The organism is Streptomyces sp. NPDC057010 (genome assembly GCF_042673805.1).
In the GTDB taxonomy this organism is placed as follows: domain Bacteria; phylum Actinomycetota; class Actinomycetes; order Streptomycetales; family Streptomycetaceae; genus Streptomyces.
In genome coordinates, this window is the sequence record NZ_JBHUSC010000003.1 from 253232 (window position 1) to 275322 (window position 22091).

Here is a 22091-nt window from a genome sequence, read left to right on the forward strand (position 1 = left end):
TGGTTTCTCCTCATTCGATGGTGAATCAATCGAGGTCGTCGAGAAGCGCGAAGAGTTCCTCGTCGCTGGCGGAGTCGAGGTCCGCGTCCGCGTCGGGCCCGTCGGCACCGTCCTTGTCGCGGCCCTCGGCGAGCAGGAGCAGCTCCCGCAGCCTGGCCGCGACCTGTGTCCGGGCCGATGCGTCCGAGGTCACGGCCTGGATCGCCGACTTCATGCGGTCCAGGCCGGCCAGCACCGGATCGGCCGCCGCCGCCCCCTGTCCCTCCTCGATGCGCTCCGCCAAGTACTGCGCGAGAGCGGCGGGGTTGGGGTAGTCGAAGACGAGGGTGGCCGGCAGCCGCAGGCCGGTGGCCTGGCCCAGCTGGTTGCGCAGCTCGACCGCCGTCAGCGAGTCGAAGCCCAGGTCCTGGAAGGACCGGTCGGCGTCCACGGCACCGTGATCGGCGTGCCCGAGCACGGCGGCGACCTGACCCCGGACCAGCCCGGTCAGGGCTTCCTCCCGCCCGGCCCGGTCCATCAGGGCCAGCTGTTCCACCAGCCCGGCACCGGAACCGGATTCCGTGCCCGCCGCCTTGCGCCGTGCGGCGGCGGGTGCGAGGTCGCGCAGGACCGGCAGGATCTCCTCGCCCTGCCGGCGCAGCACCTTGGTGTCCAGGTACGTCGCGGCCAGGACCGGCCGTCCGGTCGTGAACGCCGCGTCGAAGAGGCCCAGGGCCTCGTCGGAGGGCAGCGGCCGCAGGCCGAGGCGGGCGAGCCGGCGCAGGTCCGTGTCGTTCAGCTGCCCGCTGATCGTGCTGGCCTGCGACCAGAGCCCCCACGCCAACGACGTCCCCGGGAGCCCCAGGGCCCGGCGGTGCTGCGCCAGGGCGTCCAGGAACGTGTTGCCCGCCGCGTAGTTCGCCTGGCCCGCGTTCCCGATCAGACCGGCGACCGACGAGTACAGGACGAACGCCGACAGGGGCGACTCCCGCGTCAGCTCGTGCAGGTTCCACGCCGCGTCGATCTTCGGCCGCACCACGGCGTCCAGCCGGTCCGCCGTCAGTTCGCCGACCACGGTGTCGTCGAGCACGCCGGCCGTGTGCACCACCGCCGAGACGGGGAACCGCGCCGGCACCCCGGCGAGCACCTCGGCGAGGGCCTCGCGGTCCGCCGCGTCGCACGCCGCGAACACCACCTCGGCGCCCAGCGCCTCCAGTTCGGCACGCAGCTCGCCGGCTCCCGGAGCGGCCTCGCCGCGGCGGCTCAGCAGCAGCAGCCGCCGCGCACCGCGCTCCGCGACCAGGTGCCGGGCCAGGACCTGCCCCAGCGTCCCGGTCGCGCCCGTGATCAGGACCGTGCCCTCGTCCCAGCGCGGCAGCTCCGCATCGTCCGCCGCGCCGCCCCGCGTGAGGCGCGGTACGAGCACCTGGCCCTGGCGCACGGCCAGTTGGGGCTCCCCGCCCGCCAGCGCCCCGGGCAGCTTCGCGTAGCCCTCCTCGTCCACGTCGGCCAGGACGATGCGGCCCGGGTTCTCGGTCTGCGCCACGCGCAGCAGCCCCCAGACGCCCGCATGCTCCAGATCCGGTACGCCGTCACCGGCGACCGCGCCGACGGCACCCCGCGTCACGACCACGAGCCGCGCCGCGGCCAGCCGCTCGTCGGCCAGGAACACCTGCACCCGCTCCAGCACCCGGCCGAGGGCGGCCCGGGCGGCCACGGCGACGTCGGCGCCGTCGCGGCCGGCCGCGGGGGCCTGCGGTGTCAGCGGCCACAGGACGGTGTCCGCACCGGCCTCCGCCGCCGCCTCCAGATCCGCGTACGAGGCCACCGACTCCACCGGCGCCGCGCCCAGGGCGGCCCAGCGCGAGGTGTCCACCGGCCCGTCCGGCGACGGCACCTGCGACCACTCCACCGGGAACAGGCCGTCGCGGCCCGCGCCGGCCGCGGCACGTACAGCGTCCTTCGACAGCGGGCGCAGCACCAGGGACTCCACCGAGGCGACCGGCACACCGGAGCCGTCGGCCACCAGCAGGGCGGCCTCCAGCGTCTGCGCCTGCGGGTCCGACAGGGCCAGGCGCACCCGCAGCACCGGCGCGCCGACCGCGTGGAGCTGCACGCCCGTCCAGGAGAACGGCAGGCGGGCCAGTCCGGTCGCCTCGCTCACCCCCGGCAGGAGCGTGTGCAGCGCCGCGTCGAGCAGGGCCGGGTGGAGCAGGAACCGGCCCGCCTCGTCCCGCGGCCCGTCCGGCAGGGCGACCTCGGCGAAGACCTCGCCGGCGCCGCGCCACACCCGGCGCAGCCCCCGGAAGGCCGCGCCGTAGGCGTAGCCCTGATCCGCGAGCCGCTCGTAGGCGCCTTCGAGGTCGACCTCCTGCGCACCCGCGGGCGGCCACACCACCAGGCCCGCGCCCGCCGCATCCGGTTCGGCGGGTGCCAGGGTTCCGTGGGCGTTGAGCAGCCACTCCTGTTCCGGCTCCTCGCCGGCCCGCGAGTGGATCTCGACGGTGCGGATCCCGCGGTCGTCGGCGGCGCCGACGGCCACCTGCACCTGCACGCCGCCGCGTTCGGGCAGCACCAGCGGCGCGGCGAGCGTCAGGTCCTCGATCCGTTCGCTGCCCGCCCGCTCGCCGGCCAGGGCCGCGAGCTCCAGGAGCCCGGTAGCAGGCAGGAGCACCGTCCCGGCCACGGCGTGGTCCGCGAGCCACGGGTGCGTCCGCAGGGACAGGCTGCCGGTGAACAGGTACTCGTCCCGGCCCGCCCGGCCCACGGAGGCGCCGATGAAGGGGTGTTCCACCGCGGTCAGGCCGAGACCGCCGGCGTCGGCGTCCGCGGCGGGCGCGTCGAGCCAGTAGCGCCGGTGCCGGAAGGCGTAGGCGGGCAGCGGCACCGCAGCGGCGCCGGGGAAGACCGCCGCCCAGTCGGGTGCGGCGCCGTGCGTCCGCAGCAGGGCGAGCGCCGCCATGACGGTCTCGTCCTCCGGCCTGCCGCGGCGCAGGGCCGGTGTGAGGGCTCCGGCCTCCCCGGTGAGCGAGTTCTGCACCAGGGCCGTCAGCACGCCGTCGGGGCCCAGTTCGACGAACCGGTTGACGCCCTGCTCCTCCAGGTGGCGCACGCCGTCGTGGAAGCGGACGGCCTGGCGGATGTGCCGGGCCCAGTAGTCGGGCGAGGTCAGCTCGTCGTCCGTGGCCAGGGTGCCCGTGACGTTGGAGACGACCGGGATGCGCGGCGCCCGGAAGGCGAGCTTCCCGGCGATCTCCCGGAACTCGTCCAGCACCCCCTCCATGTGCGGGGAGTGGAAGGCGTGGCTGACCGTGAGCCTCTTGGTCCGGACGCCCTGCTCCTTCCAGAAGGCGGCCAGTTCCCCGACGGCATCCGCGTCCCCGGAGATCACCACGGCCCGGGGCCCGTTGACTCCGGCGACGGCGACGACCCCGCCGTCCTCGCCGCGGGCGTCCAGGACCTTCCGTACCTCCTCCTCGCTCGCCTCGACCGCCGCCATGGCGCCCCCGGCGGGCGCCGCCTCCATCAGCCGGCCGCGCGCCGCCACCAGCGCCGCGGCATCGGCCAGATCGAGTACGCCGGCCACGTGCGCGGCGCTCACCTCGCCGATGGAGTGCCCCAGGAGGAAGTCGGGTGTCAGGCCGTGGTGCTCGAACCACCGGAACAGTGCCACCTCGACGGCGAAGAGTGCCGCCTGCGTGAAGACCGTACGGTCGAGGAGCGCGGCCCCGTCCGAGCCCTCCGCGGCGAAGAGCACCTCCTTGAGGGGGCGTGCCAGGGCGGTGTCGAGGTGGGCGCACACCTCGTCCAGGGCGCGGGCGAAGACCGGCGAGGACGCGTACAGTTCGCGGCCCATGCCCAGGCGCTGGCTGCCCTGCCCGGTGAACAGGAAGGCCGTCTTGCCCGGCCTGTCGCTGCGGCCGCGGACGACGGCCGGGGCCGAACCGCCGCGGGCCAGGACCTGCAGCCCTTCCAGGAGGGCGGCCCTGCCGGTGCCGACGACGGCCGCGCCGTGCTCCAGGAGGGCGCGTCCGGTCGCGAGCGAGTAGCCGACACCGGCCGGGGTGAGGTCCGGGTTCCGCTCCACGTACGCGTGCAGCCGTGCGGCCTGGTCGCGTACCGCCTCCTCGGTGCGGGCCGACACGATCCACGGCACCGCGGCCCCTTCGGGGGCGGCGGGCGCGGGCGCCGGTGCGGCCGGCGCCTGCTCGATGATGACGTGGGCGTTGGTGCCGCTGATGCCGAAGGAGGAGACGCCCGCGCGCCGCGGACGGCCCGCGGCGGGCCACTCCCGCGCCTCGGTCAGCAGCGAGATCGCGCCCGGCTCCCAGTCGACGTGCCCCGACGGCTCCTCGGCGTGCAGCGTGCGCGGCAGCACACCGTGCTCCATCGCCCGGACCATCTTGATGATGCCGCCGACACCCGCCGCGGCCTGGGAGTGCCCGATGTTCGACTTCAGCGAGCCCAGCCACAGCGGCTGTCCGTCGCGCCGCTCCTGCCCGTACGTGTTCAGCAGCGCCTGCGCCTCGATCGGGTCGCCCAGCTTCGTGCCGGTGCCGTGCGCCTCGACCGCGTCCACGTCCGCCGCGCCGAGCCCCGCGTTCGCCAGGGCCTGGCGGATCACCCGCTCCTGCGAGGGGCCGTTGGGCGCCGTCAGGCCGTTGCTCGCGCCGTCCTGGTTGACGGCCGTGCCCCGTACTACCGCGAGGACGCGGTGGCCGTTGCGCCGGGCGTCCGACAGCCGTTCCACCAGCAGCAGGCCCACGCCCTCCGACCAGCCGGTGCCGTCGGCCGACGCGGAGAACGCCTTGCACCGGCCGTCGGCCGACAGACCGCGCTGCCGGGAGAACTCCACGAACGTCGTCGGCTGCGACATGACGGTCACACCGCCCACCAGGGCCAGGTCGCAGTCGCCCGAACGCAGGGCGTTGGCCGCCAGGTGCAGGGCGACGAGCGAGGACGAGCAGGCGGTGTCGACCGTGACGGCCGGCCCCTCCAGGCCGTAGGTGTAGGCGACGCGGCCGGAGATGACGCTGGAGAGGTTGCCCGCGAGCAGGAAGCCTTCGTACTCGCCGGGCGAGGCGACCGCGCGGGCCGCGTAGTCGTCGTACATGGCGCCCACGTAGACGCCCGTGGCGCTGCCGCGCACCGATGCGGGGTCGATGCCCGCGCTCTCGAAGGTCTCCCAGGCGGTCTCCAGCAGGAGCCGCTGCTGGGGGTCCGCCGCGGTCGCCTCCCGCGGCGACATCCCGAAGAACTCCGGGTCGAACAGGTCCGCGTCGTGCAGGAACCCGCCGTGCCGCGTGTAACTGGTGCCCGCGCTCTCCGGGTCCGGGTCGTACAGGGCCTCCAGGTCCCAGCCGCGGTTCGACGGGAACTCGCTCACCGCGTCCACGCCGTCGGCGACGAGCCGCCACAGGTCCTCCGGCGAGGACACCCCGCCCGGGTAGCGGCAGGCCATCCCCACGATCGCCATCGGCTCGTCCGCCCTGACCCTGCGCCGGGTCACCGCGGCCGCGGGGGCCTCCTCCGCGACCACCCGGGTCAGCAGGTAGGCCGCGAGCGCGGAGGGCGCCGGGTGGTCGAAGACGAGGGTGGCGGGCAGCTTCACACCGGTGGCCCGGGTCAGCTGGTTGCGCAGCTCGACGCTGCTCATCGAGTCGAAGCCGATGTCGCTGAACGCCCGGTCGGGGGCGACGGCGGCGGCGCCGGCGTGCCCGAGGACGGCGGCGGCCTTGGCGCGGACGAGGTCGAGCACGGCCTCCTTCCGCTTGTCCTCGGGGAGCGCGGCGATCTGCCGCGCCCAGGCGGAGCCCTGGCCCGCGTCCCGTCCTGCCTGCGCGGCGCGCCGGACCCGGGCGGGTACGAGGCCCTTCAGCAGCGGGTGCGGCTCGTCGGGCCCGGTCCTGGACGGCTTCAGCGGTACGGGGACGAGCAGCGCGGCGTCGGTGCCGAGCGCCCGGTCGAACAGGGCGAGGCCCTGCTCCGCGGCGAGCGGCGGCATCCCGGCCCGCTCCCAGCGGGCCGTCTCGGCGGCGGTGAGCGTGCCGCCCATGCCGTCGGCCACGTCCCACAGGCCCCAGGCGAGCGAGGTCGCCGGGAGGCCCTGGGCGCGGCGGTGCTGGGCCAGCGCGTCCAGGTAGGTGTTGGCGGCGGCGTAGTTCGCCTGGCCGGCGGTGCCCATGAGGCCGGAGACCGAGGAGAACAGGACGAAGGCCTTCAGGTCGAGCCCGCCGGTCAGCTCGTGCAGGTGCCGGGCCGCGTCCGCCTTCGGCCGGAGCACGGCGTGCAGGCGCTCGGGGGTCAGCGACAGCACGGTCGCGTCGTCGAGGACGCCGGCGGTGTGGACGACGGCGGTCAGCGGGTGGGCTTCGGGGACGGAGCCGAGGAGCGCGGCGACGGCCTCCCGGTCGGAGACGTCGGCCGCCTCGACGCGCACCTCGGCGCCCGACGCGGCGAGTTCGGCGGCCAGTTCCCGTGCGCCGGGGGCGTCGGGGCCCCTGCGGCTGGTCAGCAGCAGGTGCCTGACACCGTGTGCGGCCACCAGGTGGCGGGCGAACAGCGCGCCGAGTCCGCCGGTGCCTCCGGTGACGAGGACGGTCCCGTCGGGGTCGAGCCCGCCGGCCGGCCCGCCTTCCGTACGGCCGGTGTCCGCGGCGGCGAGGAGCGGCGCCCTCAGCTCTCCGGCGCGCACGGCCAGCTGCTGCTCCCGCGTGGCCATGGCCGCGGTCAGCAGGTCGTCGGTGCCCTGCGGATCGGCCGCGGCGGCGGCGTCGAGGTCGATGAGGACCAGGCGGTCCGGGTGCTCGGACTGCACCGAGCGGACCAGTCCCCACACGGGGGCGGCGTCGAGGTCGGTGACGTCCTCGCCGGGCAGGGCGGCGACCGCGCCCGAGGTCACCACGGCCATCCGGGAGTCGGCGAACCGCCCGTCGGAGAGGAACTCCTGGACCAGGCGCAGGACGCGCAGGGTCCCGGCGTACCGCCCGTCGGCCGGGGAGCCGGCGTGCGTGCCGTACTGGCGGACGGTGATCACATCGGCCGCGTCCACGCCGGCCAGGCCGTCCCCGGCCTCCGCGAAGGTCGGCGCGGAGTCCTCCCGGGGCGCGGTGACGGCAGGCCACCGCAGTGCGTACAGCGCGTCGGCCGCGGAGCCGCGGCCCGCCGTGGCCAGTTTCTCCTTGGCGACCGGGCGCAGGGTCAGGGACTCCACGTCGGCGACGGGCGCACCGGTCCCGTCGGTGAGGGTGATGCCGAAGGTGTCCGTGCCCCGCGGGCTGATCCGGACCCGCAGCTCCGTGGCGCCGGAGGCGTGCAGGGTGATGCCGGACCAGGCGAACGGCAGCCGGATGCTGTCGTGCTCGTCCGGCGCGGCCGCGGCGAGGACCAGCGGGTGCAGGACCGCGTCGAGGAGGGCAGGGTGCAGGCCGAAGCGGGCGCCGTCCTCGCCGGCCGCGGCGGGCAGCCGCACCTCGGCGTAGAGGTCGTCGCCGTCGCGCCAGGCCCGGCCCAGCCCCTGGAAGGCGGGCCCGTAGCCGTAACCCAGCGCGGACAGGCGGTCGTACGCGTCCTCGGCCGGCTCCGGCTCGGCGCCGGCGGGCGGCCACTCGGCCGGCTGTCGGGCCTCCGCCGCGGCGGGCGGCGCCGCGCCGAGGGTGCCCGAGGTGTGCCGGGTCCACCGGCGTGCCCGGTCGTCGGCGAAGTCCGGCCCGGCGTGGACGGTGAAGGTCCTGGCGCCGGTGGCGTCGGGTGCGCCGACGGCCACCTGGATGCGCACGGCCTCGTCCGCCGCGAGGGTGAGGGGCGCCTCCAGCGTGAGGTCCTCGACGTACGGGACACCGAGGTGGATGCCCGCGGCCATGGCCAGTTCGAGGAAGGCGGTGGCGGGCAGCAGCACGGTGCCCGCGATGGTGTGGTCGGCCAGCCACGGGTGGCTGCGCAGCGAGATGCGGCTGGTGAGGACCGTGTCCTCGCGCTCCGCGAGCTCGACCGCGGTGGCGAGCAGCGGGTGGTCGGCGGTGTCGAGTCCCAGGCTCCGTACGTCCGTCGCGGGCTGCGGGGCCAGCCAGTAGTGCTCCCGCTGGAAGGCGTACGTCGGCAGCGCGGCGGGGGTGGCGCCGGGGAAGAGGCTCGCCCCGTCGAGGGGGGCGCCGGCCGTGTGGGCGCGGGCGATGCCCCGGGCGAAGGTGTCGGGCTCGGGGCGGCCCGCGCGCAGCAGCGCCACGGCCGTGACGTCCTCCGCGGAGCTCTGGGCGAGGGCGGTGAGGACGGCGTCGGGGCCGACCTCGACGAGGACGGTGGCGCCCTGGTGTTCCAGCTCCCGTACGGCGTCCAGGAAGCGGACGGTCGCGCGGATCTGTCCGCTCCAGTAGTCGGGGGAGGTGAGTTCCTCGGTGGTGGCGAGCCGGCCGGTCACCGTGGAGACGAGGGGGATGGCCGGCGGGTTGAACCGCAGGGTGGCCGCGACCGCGCGGAACTCGTCGAGGATGCCGTCCATGTGCGGCGAGTGGAAGGCGTGGCTGACCTTGAGCGTGGTGGTCTTGCGCCCCCGGTCGCGCCAGCCGGCGGCGATCTCCTGCGCCGCGGACGCGTCGCCCGAGACGACCACCGCGCGCGGCCCGTTGACGGCCGCGATGTCCACGGCCTCCTCGTGGCCCGCCAGCGAGCGGCGGACCTCCTCCTCCTCGCCCTGTACGGCGATCATGGCGCCGCCGGGGCGGGCCGCCTGCATCAGCCGGGCGCGGGCGGCCACCAGCGTCGCCGCGTCCGCGAGCGAGAGCACGCCCGCGGCGTGCGCGGCGGCCAGCTCGCCGATCGAGTGCCCGGCGAGCAGGTCGGGGGTCGTGCCGTGGTGGGCGAGCAGCCGGAACAGCGCGACCTCCACGGCGAACAGGGCGGGCTGGGCGTACCGGGTCTGGTGGAGCAGCTCGGCGTCGGGGCCGTCCGGCTCGGCGAACACCACCTCACGCAGCGGGCGCTCCAGCAGGCCGTCGAAGGCCGCGAACACGGCGTCGAGCGCGGTGGCGAAGACGGCCGAGGAGGCGTACAGCCCGCGGCCCATGCCCAGGCGCTGGGCGCCCTGGCCGGTGAAGAGGAAGGCGGTGCGGCCGCCGGCGCCGGTCGCGCCGGCCACCACGTCCGGGATGTCGCCGTACGGGGCGCCCGCGGCCAGCGCGTCCAGTGCGGCGAGGCGCTCGGCCGTACTGCTGCCGAAGACCGCGGCCCGCTCCTCGAAGGCGGTGCGCTGGGTGGCGAGGGCGAGCCCCACGGACTCCACCGTGGCGGCGGGGTCCGCGGCTTCGGCGAGGTGGGCGCGCAGCCGTGCCGCCTGGGCGCGCAGGGCCTGCTCGTCCCGGGCCGACAGCAGCCAGGGGGCGGGCACGCCGGCCCGGCCCTCCACAGCCGCGTCCTCAAGGGCCTCGGCGGTGGCGGGGTCGTACTCCAGGACCACATGGGCGTTGGTGCCGCTGATGCCGAACGAGGAGACGGCGGAGCGCCGCAGCCGCCCGTCCGCGGGCCAGTCCCGGGACTCGGTGAGCAGTTCGACGGCGCCCGCGGACCAGTCCACGTGGGGCGACGGCTCGTCGACGTGCAGGGTCCTGGGCAGGGTGCCGTGGCGCATCGCCTGCACCATCTTGATGACGCCGCCCACGCCTGCGGCGGCCTGGGCGTGCCCGATGTTGGACTTGAGCGAGCCCAGGTAGACCGGCTGCGCGCCCTCGCGGCCGCTGCCGTAGGTGGCGATGATCGCCTCCGCCTCGATGGGGTCGCCGAGCCTGGTGCCGGTGCCGTGCGCCTCCACCGCGTCGACATCGGCGGCGGTCAGCCGGGAGTCGGCCAGGGCCTGGCGGATGACCCGCTGCTGGGCGAGGCCGCTGGGCGCGGTCAGGCCGTTGCTCGCGCCGTCCTGGTTGATCGCGGAGCCGCGGATGACCGCGAGGACCCGGTGGCCGTTGCGGCGGGCGTCCGAGAGGCGCTCCACGAGCAGCATGCCGACGCCCTCGCCCCAGCCGGTGCCGTCGGCGCCGGCCGCGAACGACTTGCACCGGCCGTCCGGGGAGAGCCCGCGCTGCCGGGAGAACTCGACGAACATGCCGGGCGAGGACATCACGGCCGCGCCGCCCGCCAGGGCCAGGTTCGTCTCGCCCGACCGCAGGGAGCGGATCGCCAGGTGCAGGGCGACGAGGGAGGAGGAGCAGGCGGTGTCCGCCGTCACGGCGGGCCCGATGAGCCCGAGCTGGTAGGCGATGCGTCCCGACATCACGCTGGCGGTGGAGCCGGTGAGCACGTTGCCCTGCACGCTCGGCGGCGCGTCCTGCATCCGGGGCCCGTATTCGAGCGAGGTGGCCCCGACGAAGACGCCGGTACGGCTGCCGCGCAGCGTCTCGGGGAGCACGCCCGCGCGCTCGACGGCCTCCCAGGAGGTTTCGAGGAGCAGCCGCTGCTGGGGGTCCATGGCGAGGGCCTCGCGGGGCGAGATCCCGAAGAAGGCGGCGTCGAACTCGCCGGCCTCGTGCAGGAATCCGCCGTGCCGCACCGAGCTCGTGCCCTGCCGCTCGGGGTCGGGGTCGTACAGGTCCTCGCCCCAGCCGCGGTCGACGGGGAAGGCGGAGACGGCGTCGGTCCCCTCGGCCACCAGGCGCCACAGGTCCTCGGGGGAGGTGACGCCGCCGGGGTAGCGGCAGGCCATGCCGATGATGGCGATCGGCTCGCCGTCCTGGGCCGTGGCGGCCCCGGCGTCGGGTCCCGCGCCGTCCTCGCCGAGCAGCGCGGCCTCGACGAACTCGGTGAGGGCCCGCGGGGTCGGATGGTCGAAGAGCAGCCCGACCGACAGGCTCAGCCCGGTCGCCCGGGCGAGGGCGGAGCGGAGCTCGGTGGTCATCAGGGAGCTGAAGCCCAGCTCCTGGAAGGTCGTGTGCGGGTCGACGCGCTCGCCCTGCCCGTACTCCAGGACCGCGGCGACGTGCCCGTCGACGAGCTCCGCCACGGCATGCCGGCGGGCGGTGTCGGACAGGCCGGCGAGGCGCGCCCCCAGCTCGCCGTGCGGCAGTACGGAGGCCGGCTCGTCGGTGGTGTACGGGGCTTCGGCGACGGCCGCGTCCGCGGGGTGCGGCCGCTCCCCGGCCGTGCGCGCCGGGCCGTCCAGCCAGTACCGCCTGCGCTGGAAGGCGTAGGTGGGCAGGTCGACGCGCCGGGCGCCGAGGCCCCCGTAGAGCGCGGCCCAGTCCACCTCGGCGCCCCGGGTGTACGCCGTGGCGAGCGCGGTGAGCACCGACTGCGCCTCGGGCCGCTCGCGTCGCAGGGCGGGTACGGCCGTCACCGCGCCGGGGTCGGCGAGGGTGTCCTCGGCCAGCGCGGACAGCACGCCGTCGGGGCCGACCTCGAGGAGGGTGGTGACGCCGTGGGCCTCCAGGTGGCGCACGGTGTCGGTGAAGCGGACGGCCTCGCGGATGTGACGCGCCCAGTAGTCGGGGGAGGTGAGCTGCTCGTCGGTGGCGAGGGTGCCCGTCACGTCGGAGACGACCGGGATGCGCGCCGGGTGGTAGGTGAGCCGGGCGGCCACCTGCCGGAACTCGTCGAGCACCTCCTCCATGTGCGGCGAGTGGAAGGCGTGGCTGACCGTGAGCCGCTTGGTCTTGCGGCCCCGCCGGCGCAGCTGCTCCGCCACCTCCTCCACCGCGTCCGCGTCGCCGGATATCACGGTGGAGTACGGCGAGTTGAGGGCGGCGATGGCCACCTGCCGCTCGCGGCCGACGAGCAGCGGGGCGACCTCGTCCTCCCCCGCCTGCACGGCGATCATGGCGCCGTCGGCCCGTGCCGACTGCATGAGGCGGCCCCGGGCCGCGACCAGCGAGGCCGCGTCCGGCAGGTCGAGGACCCCGGCGACGTGGGCGGCGGCCAGTTCGCCGATGGAGTGGCCCGCCACGATGTCGGGACGTACCCCGAAGGATTCGAGCAGCCGGTAGAGGGCCACTTCCACGGCGAACAGCGCGGGCTGGGTGCGCACGGTGTCGTCGAGGCCGTGGCCGGTGGCGATGGTCTGGGCGAGCGGCCGGTCCAGGTACGGGTCGAAGGCCGCCGCCACGGCGTCGAAGGCGGCCGCGTAGGCGGGGAACGCCTCGTACAGCTCCTGGCCCATGCCGGGGCGCTGGGCACCCTGCCCGGTGAACAGGAAGGCGGTGCGGCCGGGTGTGACCGCGGCGCCCGTCACCAGCCCGGAGGCGGGACGGCCCGTGGCGAGTGCGTCGATGCCGTCGAGGAGCCCCGGTGCGTCGGGGGCCAGGACCACGGCACGGTGCCGGAAGGAGGTCCGGTGCGCGGCCAGGGTCCAGCCGACGTCCACCGCCGACGGCGGGGCGCCGGCGGTCAGGTGGGCGTGCAGGCGCTCTGCCTGCCCCCGCAGTGCCGCGCCGCCCGCTCCGGAGAGCACCCACGGGACCACGGCGGGGGCGGGGGCCGCTTCCTCGGCGGGTTGCGGCCGCGCCGCCGGCGGGGCCTCGGAGAGCACGACGTGGCAGTTGGTGCCGCCCATGCCGAAGGAGCTGACGCCCGCGACCAGCGGGCGGTCCGGGCGGGGCCAGTCGGTCAGTTCGCGCTGCATGGCGAGCCCGAGCTCCGCGAGCGGGATGGCCGGGTTCGGCGTCTCGAAGTTGAGGGTGGCGGGCAGCTGCCGGTGGTGGATGCCGAGCAGGGTCTTGATGAGGCCGGCGATGCCCGCCGCGCCTTCCAGGTGACCGATGTTGGTCTTGACCGATCCGACGCGCAGCGGCGCGTCCTGCGGCCGTCCGGCGCCGAGCACGGCTCCCAGGGCGGCGGCCTCGATGGGGTCGCCCACGGGTGTCCCGGTGCCGTGGAGTTCCACGTACTGCACGGCGTCGGCGTCGAGCCCCGCCCGTTCGTAGGCGGTCCGCAGGACCTGCTCCTGCGCCCGGGCGCTGGGCACGGTGAGCCCGTCCGTGGCCCCGTCGTTGTTCACGGCGCTGCCGCGGATGACGCCGTAGACGCGGTCGCCGTCGGCGAGGGCCTGCCGCAGCGGCTTGAGGACGACGACGCCGCTGCCCTCGCCGGGTACGAAGCCGTTGGCGCGGGCGTCGAAGGTGTAGGTGACCCCGTCGGGGGACAGCGCGCCGAACCGCTCCTCGGTCACGGTGTTCTCGGCGAGGAGGTTGAGGTTCACGCCGGCGGCGATCGCGGCGGTGGACTCCCCGTTGCGCAGGCTCTCGCAGGCCAGGTGCACGGCCACGAGCGAGGAGGACTGGGCGGCGTCGACGGTCATGCTGGGGCCGCTCAGGCCCAGGTGGTAGGAGACGCGGTTGGCGATGACGCCGCGGTTCACGCCGGTCATCGTGTGCTGGGTGACGGCTTCGGCGCCCTGCTGGTACAGCAGGTTGGTGTAGTCGTCCCGCAGCGTGCCCACGAACACCGCGGTGGCGGTGGACCGCAGGGACGCCGGCACCATCCCCGCGTCCTCCAGGGCCTCCCAGGCGAGTTCGAGGACGAGACGCTGCTGGGGGTCCATGGTGGCCGCCTCGCGGGGCGAGACCGCGAAGAAGGCCGCGTCGAAGTCGCCCACCGCGTCGAGGAATCCGCCGCGCCTGATCGCGGCCGGGGCGTCGGGGCCCCACCGGTCCGCCGGGACGTCCGTGATGGCACTCGTACCGCCGCTGAGCAGCTCCCAGAAGGCCGCGGGGCTCTGCGCGCCGGGAAGCCGGCAGGCCAGTCCGACGACAGCGATCGGCTCACTCTTTTCGGTACGGCCGTCGACCGCCGGAGCATGCTCACTCTTCATGAATTTCCGCTGCCCTTTCGTAACCGGGTTCCCCATGGCACAAGCCCCATTCACTCCTGAGGCGAATGTGACGCAATCCCAGAAATCCGACCCTACGCAGCGCCCGGGAACCCATTCCCCAATGCCGGGCCACGGGCCGGTAACTGGAAAACGGCCCGCCCACCGGCCCGTACACGCACACTGCCCGGTCCGCGCGGGGGCGCGGACCGGGCAGTGGGGCCTTGCAAGGGGCGGGCGGGGAGGCGCCCGGTCCCGGTTCATTCACGTACGGAAAAGGGGTGTGCGTCCGCTCTCCCGATGGGCGGCGATTACCCGAAGGTGAACACGCGGCGCCCGGACGCGGGGCGATTACCGGAAGGTGAGTTCCCTGGTGCCGGACGCGGACCGGGCACACGGCATTACCGCGCCGCCGGTCATCCGGTGACGCTCTCGGTGCCCTCGCTGCGCGCGGCCGACAGGAGGAGCTCCACGAGCTGCTCGTTGCTGACGCGCTCCGGCCGGCCCAGGGTGACCGTGGTGGCGTGGCTCTTGCCCCCGGACCAGCTCGGACGGCGCAGCAGCAGCTCGGGGCCGGCTGCGGCGACCACCAGCAGCGGCCCGGAGCCGGCGGTCTCCGCGAGTTCCTCGACGGCGTCGAGGACCACGTCGTCGGCGCGGTGGAGGTCGTCGATGCACAGCACGAGGGGCTCCTGCCGCGCGGCCTCCTGGAGGAACTGCCCCCAGGCGTCGAGCACTTCGGTCGGACACAGCTCCCCGAAGTGGATGTCGGCATTGGAGTCGCCCGAGGCCACCAGCGGGCGCAGCCGGGAGATCAACAGCTCCGAGGTCCGTTCGGACTGGAACAGCGACCGCACGGCGCGGACGAGCGCGCCGTGCGCCGCCGCCTCGTCGTCGCCGGCACGGATGCCGCAGTAGGCGTCCAGGATCTGGGCCGGGGCCCGCAGGAGGCAGGCGTCCTCCGCGGGCGCCGGAACGCGTGCGGTGAGGACCCGGGAACCGGCGCCCCGCACCGTGACCCAGCGCCCGAACTCCCGCAGCAGCCTGCTCTTCCCCGTACCGCCCTCGCCCAGGACCGTCGCCAGGTGGGGCACGCCCCGGTGCTGGCCGCGCTTCACGAGCCCGCGCAGGATGTCGAGTTCGTACGCCTCGCCACCACCGGCCTCGGTGTGCTCCTCGTCGCGCCCGCCCAGCGCCTGCCAGCCCGCGGCCGCCGGGTCGGCGAGCCAGTACAGTACGGCGTCCTCGCTGGCCCGGCGTACGGCGTCACTGACCCGGACCGCTCCGGCGGGCACTTCGGACAGCAGCGCCTGGGATTCGTCGAGCACCGTGCCGACCACGGTCGGGGCGTCCTCGGGGCCCCTGCGGCGCAGCAGCACCTCGCCGTTGGTCACCGAGCAGTGCACGGTCAGCTGGGCCGCCTCGGGGCCGGCCCCCGCGGAGACGTCGAGTACGTCGCGGATCGCGAGCGCCGCGAGGACCGCCTGCCGCGCGTCGTCGTCACCGGGCGCCTGGAGCCCGAACAGGGCGAGGGAGACGGAGCCGATCGTGGCCATCACGGTGCCGCCGAACCGCTCGATCTGCTCCTTGACCAGCTGGCCCGCGCCCTCCAGCAGGGCGTCGAGGTCCGGGGTCGCACCGTCGGCGAGCGAGGGGGCGAGCCGGGTGCGTACGGAGACCACGCTGACCCTGCGGCGTTCGGAGCCGGTGCGCTGCTCGGGCACGGTGGTCTCGGCGCCCCGCGGCGGGCCGGCCGGTCCGCCGGAGGACCCCTTCTCCCGCAGGGCCGGCGGCGCCTCGGCCGCCGCGGTGACGGGGCCGCGCGTGCCGGTCTCGGCCAGGGTGAGGGCGGGGTCCTGGACGAGGATCGCCTGCTGCAACTGCTGCAGGGCGTGGCCCGGTTCCAGGCCCAGGCTCTCGACGAGGACGGCCCTGACCCTGCTGTACGCGTTGAGGGCGTCCGCCTGCCGCCCGCACCGGTACAGGGCGAGCATCAGCTGACCGCACGACCGCTCCCGCAGCGGCTCGGCCTGGACCATCGTCTCCAGTTCCACGAGGACAGAGTGGTGGCCGCCGCTGGCCAGCTGCGCGTCGAAGTAGTCCTCCATGACCTCCAGCCGGGTGTTCTCGACGGCGGCCAGCTCGGGCCACTGGATGCCCGCCTCCACCAGGTCGGCGAGGGCGGGCCCGCGCCACAGCGCGAGCGCGTCGCTCAGCAGCGCCGAGGCGGACTCGGCGGCCCCGATGGCGAGTTGCTCGCGGCCCTGGGTCACCCACTTCTGGAACAGGTACAGGTCCACCTGGTCAGGGTCCACCCGCATCATGTAGCCCGGCGGCTGTGTCAGGAGTGCCGTGGCACCCGGATCTCGCTCCGTCTGTCCTAAGAACAGGGCCCCCCGCAGGCCGTAGACCGCGTTCTGCAGGATCTTGCGCGCCGTGGTGGGGGCGTCGTCGACCCCCCACAGGGCGTTCATCAGCTGGCTCGTGGCCACCACCTTGTTCGCCTGGAGCAGCAGGAAGCCGAGCGTGGCCCGCTGCTTGGTACCCCCCAGTCCGACCGTTCTCCCCTTGTCGACGACTTCCAGCGGCCCCAGCATCCGGAACTGCATCAATTCCCCCAACTCGATGATCCGAGCAATGAACGGACCTCTGGGCGGCCCGTGATGCGCGCCGGCGCCGGCGCCACAGCCGCCTGCCATATCGGCCAAGATCCGGTCACTATGGTGCACGGGGGCGGTCCAAGCGCAGACAAATCAGTCGGCCGGAAGGGCCCGACCACCTGCAACGTTGTTCGACTGTGCCCTTTGGACCGGACCATTGCGCGTGGACGGGCCGGGGGAGGGCCCGTCCGGCCGCCGTCAGGTCCGTACGGGAATCTGCACCCCCAGGGCCTCGGTGACGGTCCTCGCCACCTCCTCGATGTGCGCGTCGAGGTAGAAGTGCCCCCCGGCGAAGACCTTCGTCGACGCGGGGGCGGTGGTGAAGTCCCGCCAGGCGTCGGCCTCGGCCACGCCGACCACGGGGTCGCTGTCCCCGATCAGCACGGTGAACGGGATGTCGAGCGGCTCGCCCGGCTCCCAGGCGTACGCGCCGATCGCCCGGTAGTCGGCGCGCAGCGCGGGCATGACCATGGCCCGCAGCTCGGGGTCCTCGACGGCCTTGGGCGCGGTTCCGCCCAGGCTGCGTATGGCGGCGATGATGTCGGCGTCCGTCCGCAGCCGGTCACGCGCGTCGGGGGTGGCGGCGGGTGCGCCCCTGCCCGAGAGGAACAGCCGGAGGGGGCCGGCCGCCTGGCGCCGCACGATGCGGCGGGCCGTCTCGTAGGCGAGCACCGCGCCCATGCTGTGCCCGAAGAAGGCGTACGGCTCCTCCTCGGCCTGCACGAGCACGGCGTCGGCGAGGGCGTCGGCGAGCCGTCCGATGTCGGCGACGGGCTCCTCGCGCCGGCGGTCCTGGCGGCCCGGATACTGGGCGGCCAGGACGTCGACGCTCCCCGACAGCTCTCTGGACAGGGGGGTGAAGGTGCTGGCCGCGCCGCCCGCGTGCGGGAAGCAGAACAGCCGCACACCGCCCCGCCCGGCCCGGTGCTCCCCGTCCGCCGGGGCGAACCTGCGGAACCACTCACTGCCCATGCCACTCCCCGATCACCGTCACACCGTGCGGCCGGCCCGGCCGCCCCTACGCCCCATGCTGCGCGCCGACCGTCAACACCCGCGTCACTCCCGAGCACCCGCCGCCCCCACTCGCGCCCCACTGGCCGGGCATCAGGCGACCACGGGTCTGTCCGGGTGGGTGTGCAGGCCGCGGCCGGCATCGGGGAGGTGAAGGACCTTCAAGGGCTCGTCGCACCGGGTGGGGTTGAGGATCTCGGAGTGGAGGCGCTGCAGGTCCTCGGAGGGTTCGAGGCCCAGCTCCCGCTTGAGGAGCCGGTAGAGCGTGCGGTACGCCTCCAGGGCCTCGCTGCGGCGTCCCGCGTGGTTCAGCGCCATGATGAGCTGGCCGTGGAAGCGCTCGTGGAGGGGGAACTCCTCGACCAGGCAGCGCAGATCGGGCAGCACCTCGCGCAGCCTGCCGAGCCAGCACTCGATCTCGATGCGCAGTTCGAGCGCGCTGATCCGCAGTTCCTCCAGCCGCGCGATCCGGCTGACGAGCACCGAACCGACCGGCACACCGCTCAGCACCGGGCCGCGCCACAGGGCCAGGGCGCGGCTCACCAGGCGGGCCGCGCCCTCCAGTTGCCCGTCCTCCACCTCCCGGCGGGCCTGCCGGACCAGTCGCTCGAACCGGCCGGCGTCGACCTCGTCGTCGTTGACCCGGAACTCGTATCCGGGCGCCTTGGTGACGAGCAGCTCCCGCCCGGGAGCCGTCAGGTTCTCCTCCTCGAGCATCCTGCGCGCGTGGTAGACGTGCGTCTGCAACGTCTTGCGCGCGCTGCGTGGCGGGGGCCCGTCCCCCCACAGTTCCTGGATCAGGAGGTCCGCCGGTACCAGTTCGCGGGGTTGTAAGGCGAGAACCGCAAGCATTTGGCAAATTTTCGGGGCCTGGGGCATGTGTGCTCTGCCGTCATCAGTGATGATCTCGAACGGGCCGATGAGGTTGAACTGCATGGCTGACACTCCGGTTCCCGGTGATCGATTCTTCGTGTACTACACAGTCAACACGGTTGTCACGAGGCGGTCCAAACATGTGCGAGTGAGCCTCAACCGGCCCTGGACCAGGCTGGCGAGGCCGTCGGGAACCGGCCGAATCCCTACTGGCATCCCGGAAGAAGGATCTTCATGGTGGTGTTGAGCGGGGCGTGAACACGCCGGTGTGCCGCCGGCATCCGGAGCGATACGGGCCGCGCGTGCGGGCGCCGCGGCGGCCGCCTCCCCCTCCCACCCGAGAAGAGAGGTCCGCCGATGGCCGCACCCCTGCCGCACCGACGGCTGACGTCGTGATCGAGGTGATCCTGCCCCGCGGCGCGGCGTCCGCCGAGGCGTTCGGGGACCCGCCCGAGGCAGCCCTGTACCCCGGCGAGGAGGCGGTCGTCGCCCGGGCCGTGGAAAGCCGGCGCCGCGAGTACACCACGGCCCGGCACTGCGCCCGGCTGGCGTTACGGGACCTGGGCCACGAGCCCGTCGCGATCCCGACCGGCGACAAGGGCGAACCCGTCTGGCCCGAGGGCGTCCTCGGCACCCTGACGCACTGCTCCGGCTACCGCGCCGCGGCCGTGGCCCGCGCCGACCACATCGCCTCCCTCGGCATCGACGCCGAGCCCCATCTCCCGCTGCCCGAAGGCGTCCTAGAGGCCGTGGCCCGCCCCGAGGAACTCGCCCACCTCGCGTCTCTCCGTGCATCGGCGCCCGAAGTCCACTGGGACCGCCTGCTGTTCAGCGCCAAGGAATCGGTCTACAAGGCCTGGTTCCCCCTGGCCCGCCGCCGCCTCGACTTCCTCGAGGCCACCCTGGAGTTCGACCGCTCCACCCGGACCTTCCACGCGACGCTCCACCGCACGGGCCCCACCCTGCGGGGCCGCCCGCTCACCTCGATGACGGGCCGCTGGCTCGTCGCGAGGTCCCTGCTCACCACATCGGTGGTCATCGACCACTGAACCAGGGCGCAATGGGTCATCGTTGAGGAATGAGAACGAAGCACGCCGAGGAAGCAACAGGTCGAATCGCGCCGCCCGTCGAAGCGAGGCGCGCCGGACTCCCCCACCGCGCGGGCGCGGCATCGTGACCGCCCGGCGACAGGACCCCCTGCGCGACCCACGCTTCTTCGCCGATCCCCACCCCACCTACGACCGGCTGCGCGAAGGCTGCCCGGTCCAGCGGATCCCCACCGGCTCGGGCGGACACCACGCGTACCTGATCACCGGTCACCCCGAGGCCCGCGAGGCGTTCACGGACCCCCGCCTGTCCAAGGACACGGCCCGCTTCTTCGCCGACCGGCCCTCGAACCGCGACCTGCACCCGGCGCTCTCCCGCAACATGCTGGCGAGCGACCCCCCGGCACACACCCGCCACCGCCGCGTGGCAACCCGCCTGTTCACGACCGGCCGCGTCCGGGAACTGCGCCCGTACATCACCCGGGTCGTGGACGACCTCATGACCACGTGGCGACCGGGCACGGACATCGACCTCGTGGCGGACCTGGCGGTCCCCCTGCCGGTCACCGTCGTCTGCGAACTCCTGTGCGTCCCTGAACCCGACCGCGCCACCCTCGCCGCCCGATCCCACGACCTCTTCGACGCGACCGGCACCGACCGCATCGACGCCGCGTCGCACCACATCGGCGACTACCTCACCCACCTGATCGACTCGGCCCGCGCCACCCCCGGCGACGGCCCGCTCCATTCCCTCCTGCGCGACTGCGACGAGGCCGGCCTGGACCGGGACGAGACCGTCTCCCTGGCCGCCCTCCTGCTGGTCGCCGGGCACGAGACCACGACCCACTTCATCGGCAACGCCGTCCTGGCCCTGCTCCGCCACCCGGAGGCGTTCGACCGCCTGCGCCGGGACCCGGACCTGATCCCCGGCGCACTCGACGAACTGCTCCGCTACGACTCACCGCTGAGCGTGGCCACCTTCCGCCACAGCACGCAGGACCTGCGCGTCGGCGGCGTCGACATCCCTGCGGGCTTCCCGGTGCTCATCGCCCCCGGTGCCGCGAACCACGACCCGGCGGCGTTCCCCGACCCGCACCGCCTCGACCTCGGCCGCGACGCCGGCGGCCACCTGTCCTTCGGCCACGGCATCCACCGCTGCCCGGGCGCCCCCCTGGCCCGGGCCGAGGCGGAAATCGCCCTCCGCGCCCTCCTGACCCGCTACCCGAACACGCGCCTGACCGCCCCCGAGGAACCCCCGCCCCGGCACCGCTCCCGCCTCACCCGCGGCCTGACGACCCTCCCCCTGACCCTCGCCTGACCCCCCACGGGCTCAGTCGCCCTTCGCGACGGGCTCCAGGATCGCCACGCACTCCACGTGATGCGTCATCGGGAAGAGGTCGAAGACGCGGAGGGTGCGGACCTTGTAGCCGTTCTCCTTGAAGTAGCCGAGGTCGCGGGCGAGGGCCGCCGGGTCGCAGGCCACGTAGGCGATGCGGCGGGCGGAGAGGCCGGCGATGTGGCGGACCGTCTGCTTGCCGGCGCCCGCGCGGGGCGGGTCCAGGACGACCAGGTCGCACTCGGTGATGCCGGTCTTCGGGAGGATCTGCTCGACCTTGCCCTGCTCGATGCGGACCCGGGAGAAGTCCGCCAGGTTGTGGCGGGCGTCCTCCACCGCGCGCTTCGTCGTCTCGATGCCGAGGACCGCGCCCGTGTCGCCGAGGCGCTCCGCCAAGGCGCCCGCGAAGATGCCGACGCCGCAGTAGAGGTCGAGGGCCATCTCGCCCTTGCGCGGCATCAGGCCCTGCATGACGGCCTTGATCAGGGTGTCGGCGGCCTGCGGGTGGACCTGCCAGAAGCCGCCCATGCCGACCCGGTAGGTGCGGCCGTCCGCGCGTTCGCGGACGAAGGGGCGGCCGTGGACGCGGTGGACGCCGCCGTCCTTCTCCTCGACGCGCAGGACGGAGACCGGCTTGTCCAGCTCCACGAGCGGGAGGCGGCCGCCGGGGCGCGGGGTGAGGACCACCTGGCGGTCCTGAGAGCCGGTCGCGGCGATCGCCTCGACCGTGGCCATCTGGGGCCAGTCCTGCTTCTCGATGCCGAGCTCGCTGACGCCAGGCGCCGCGATCATGCAGTGGTCGATCAGTTCGATGTCGTGCGAGCGGTGCTTGCGCAGGCCCGCGTTGCCGTCCTCGTCGATCGCGTACTGGACGCGGGTGCGCCACTGCGGGACCTGGCCCGCCGGCAGCTTGTCCCCTTCGGCCGGCATGACGGTGCCGTCCCAGCCGGCCTCTTCCGGGGTGAGCCCGGCGAGCCGCTTCAGCTGCTCGGCGACGACCTCGCCCTTGAGCCGGCGCTGGGCGCCGGGCTTGGCGTGCTGCCAGTCGCAGCCGCCGCACTTGCCGGGGCCGGCGTACGGGCACGGGGCCTCGACGCGGTCCTTGGAGGCCGTGAGGACGGTGATGGCGTCGGCGCGCAGGAAGCGGGAGTCGACGTCGCCCTCGGTGACCTTCGCGATCACCTTCTCCCCGGGGAGGGTGTGGCGGACGAAGAGCACCCGGCCGTCGGCGGTCCGGGCGATGCAGTGACCGCCGTGTGCCACGGGGCCGACCTCGACCTCGTACTCCTCCCCGACCAGTGACTGCTTCTCGTTCTGCTCGGTCATGGTGGGGAGACTCCAAAGTCACGGAAGGGAAGAGAAAGGGAAGGGAAAGGGAAGAGGCAAAGAACGGCCGGACG

The 22091-nt window shown here is 74.6% G+C and carries 7 protein-coding genes; 2 read left to right on the forward strand and 5 right to left on the reverse strand.

What is annotated here, in order from left to right:
• Positions 1-25: 25 nt before the first annotated feature.
• The 4 genes from ACFTXQ_RS05400 to ACFTXQ_RS05415 form a co-directional block, all read right to left on the reverse strand.
• Entirely contained in the window at positions 26-13768 is a 13743-nt protein-coding gene (locus ACFTXQ_RS05400) for an SDR family NAD(P)-dependent oxidoreductase (protein WP_382636078.1), read from the reverse strand.
• Positions 13769-14181: 413 nt separating this feature from the next.
• Positions 14182-16374 carry a BTAD domain-containing putative transcriptional regulator gene (locus ACFTXQ_RS05405; protein ID WP_382636080.1) on the reverse strand — a complete coding sequence of 731 codons (2193 nt, stop codon included), beginning with the start codon at positions 16372-16374 and terminating at the stop codon, positions 14182-14184.
• A 249-nt stretch (positions 16375-16623) separates the two neighbouring features.
• Positions 16624-17397 (reverse strand): thioesterase II family protein, encoded by a 774-nt coding sequence (locus ACFTXQ_RS05410; protein ID WP_382636082.1) that lies wholly within the window; start codon positions 17395-17397, stop codon positions 16624-16626.
• 132 nt (positions 17398-17529) lie between these two features.
• On the reverse strand, positions 17530-18372 hold the full coding sequence (locus tag ACFTXQ_RS05415) for a BTAD domain-containing putative transcriptional regulator (RefSeq protein ID WP_382636084.1): 843 nt from the start codon (positions 18370-18372) through the stop codon (positions 17530-17532).
• A 329-nt stretch (positions 18373-18701) separates the two neighbouring features.
• On the opposite strand from ACFTXQ_RS05415, the gene ACFTXQ_RS05420 reads away from it, so the two are divergent.
• Both ACFTXQ_RS05420 and ACFTXQ_RS05425 read left to right on the forward strand, forming a co-directional pair.
• Entirely contained in the window at positions 18702-19358 is a 657-nt protein-coding gene (locus ACFTXQ_RS05420; protein ID WP_382636086.1) for a 4'-phosphopantetheinyl transferase, read from the forward strand.
• Between the two features lie 124 nt (positions 19359-19482).
• Positions 19483-20673 (forward strand): cytochrome P450, encoded by a 1191-nt coding sequence (locus ACFTXQ_RS05425; RefSeq protein WP_382636088.1) that lies wholly within the window; start codon positions 19483-19485, stop codon positions 20671-20673.
• 12 nt (positions 20674-20685) lie between these two features.
• Here ACFTXQ_RS05425 and ACFTXQ_RS05430 read toward each other — a convergent pair whose 3' ends face one another.
• The gene (locus ACFTXQ_RS05430; protein ID WP_382636090.1) at positions 20686-22017 is read right to left on the reverse strand and encodes a class I SAM-dependent RNA methyltransferase; all 1332 of its coding nucleotides are present in this window, start codon (positions 22015-22017) and stop codon (positions 20686-20688) included.
• Positions 22018-22091: the final 74 nt, after the last annotated feature.

What these genes read in the sequence shown, in the direction of transcription:
- ACFTXQ_RS05400 (WP_382636078.1), bottom strand. Translation starts at nt 13,768, where the DNA reads ATGAAGAGTGAGCATGCTCCGGCGGTCGACGGCCGTACCGAAAAGAGT.
- ACFTXQ_RS05405 (WP_382636080.1), bottom strand. Translation starts at nt 16,374, where the DNA reads ATGCAGTTCCGGATGCTGGGGCCGCTGGAAGTCGTCGACAAGGGGAGA.
- ACFTXQ_RS05410 (WP_382636082.1), bottom strand. Translation starts at nt 17,397, where the DNA reads ATGGGCAGTGAGTGGTTCCGCAGGTTCGCCCCGGCGGACGGGGAGCAC.
- ACFTXQ_RS05415 (WP_382636084.1), bottom strand. Translation starts at nt 18,372, where the DNA reads ATGCAGTTCAACCTCATCGGCCCGTTCGAGATCATCACTGATGACGGC.
- ACFTXQ_RS05430 (WP_382636090.1), bottom strand. Translation starts at nt 22,017, where the DNA reads ATGACCGAGCAGAACGAGAAGCAGTCACTGGTCGGGGAGGAGTACGAG.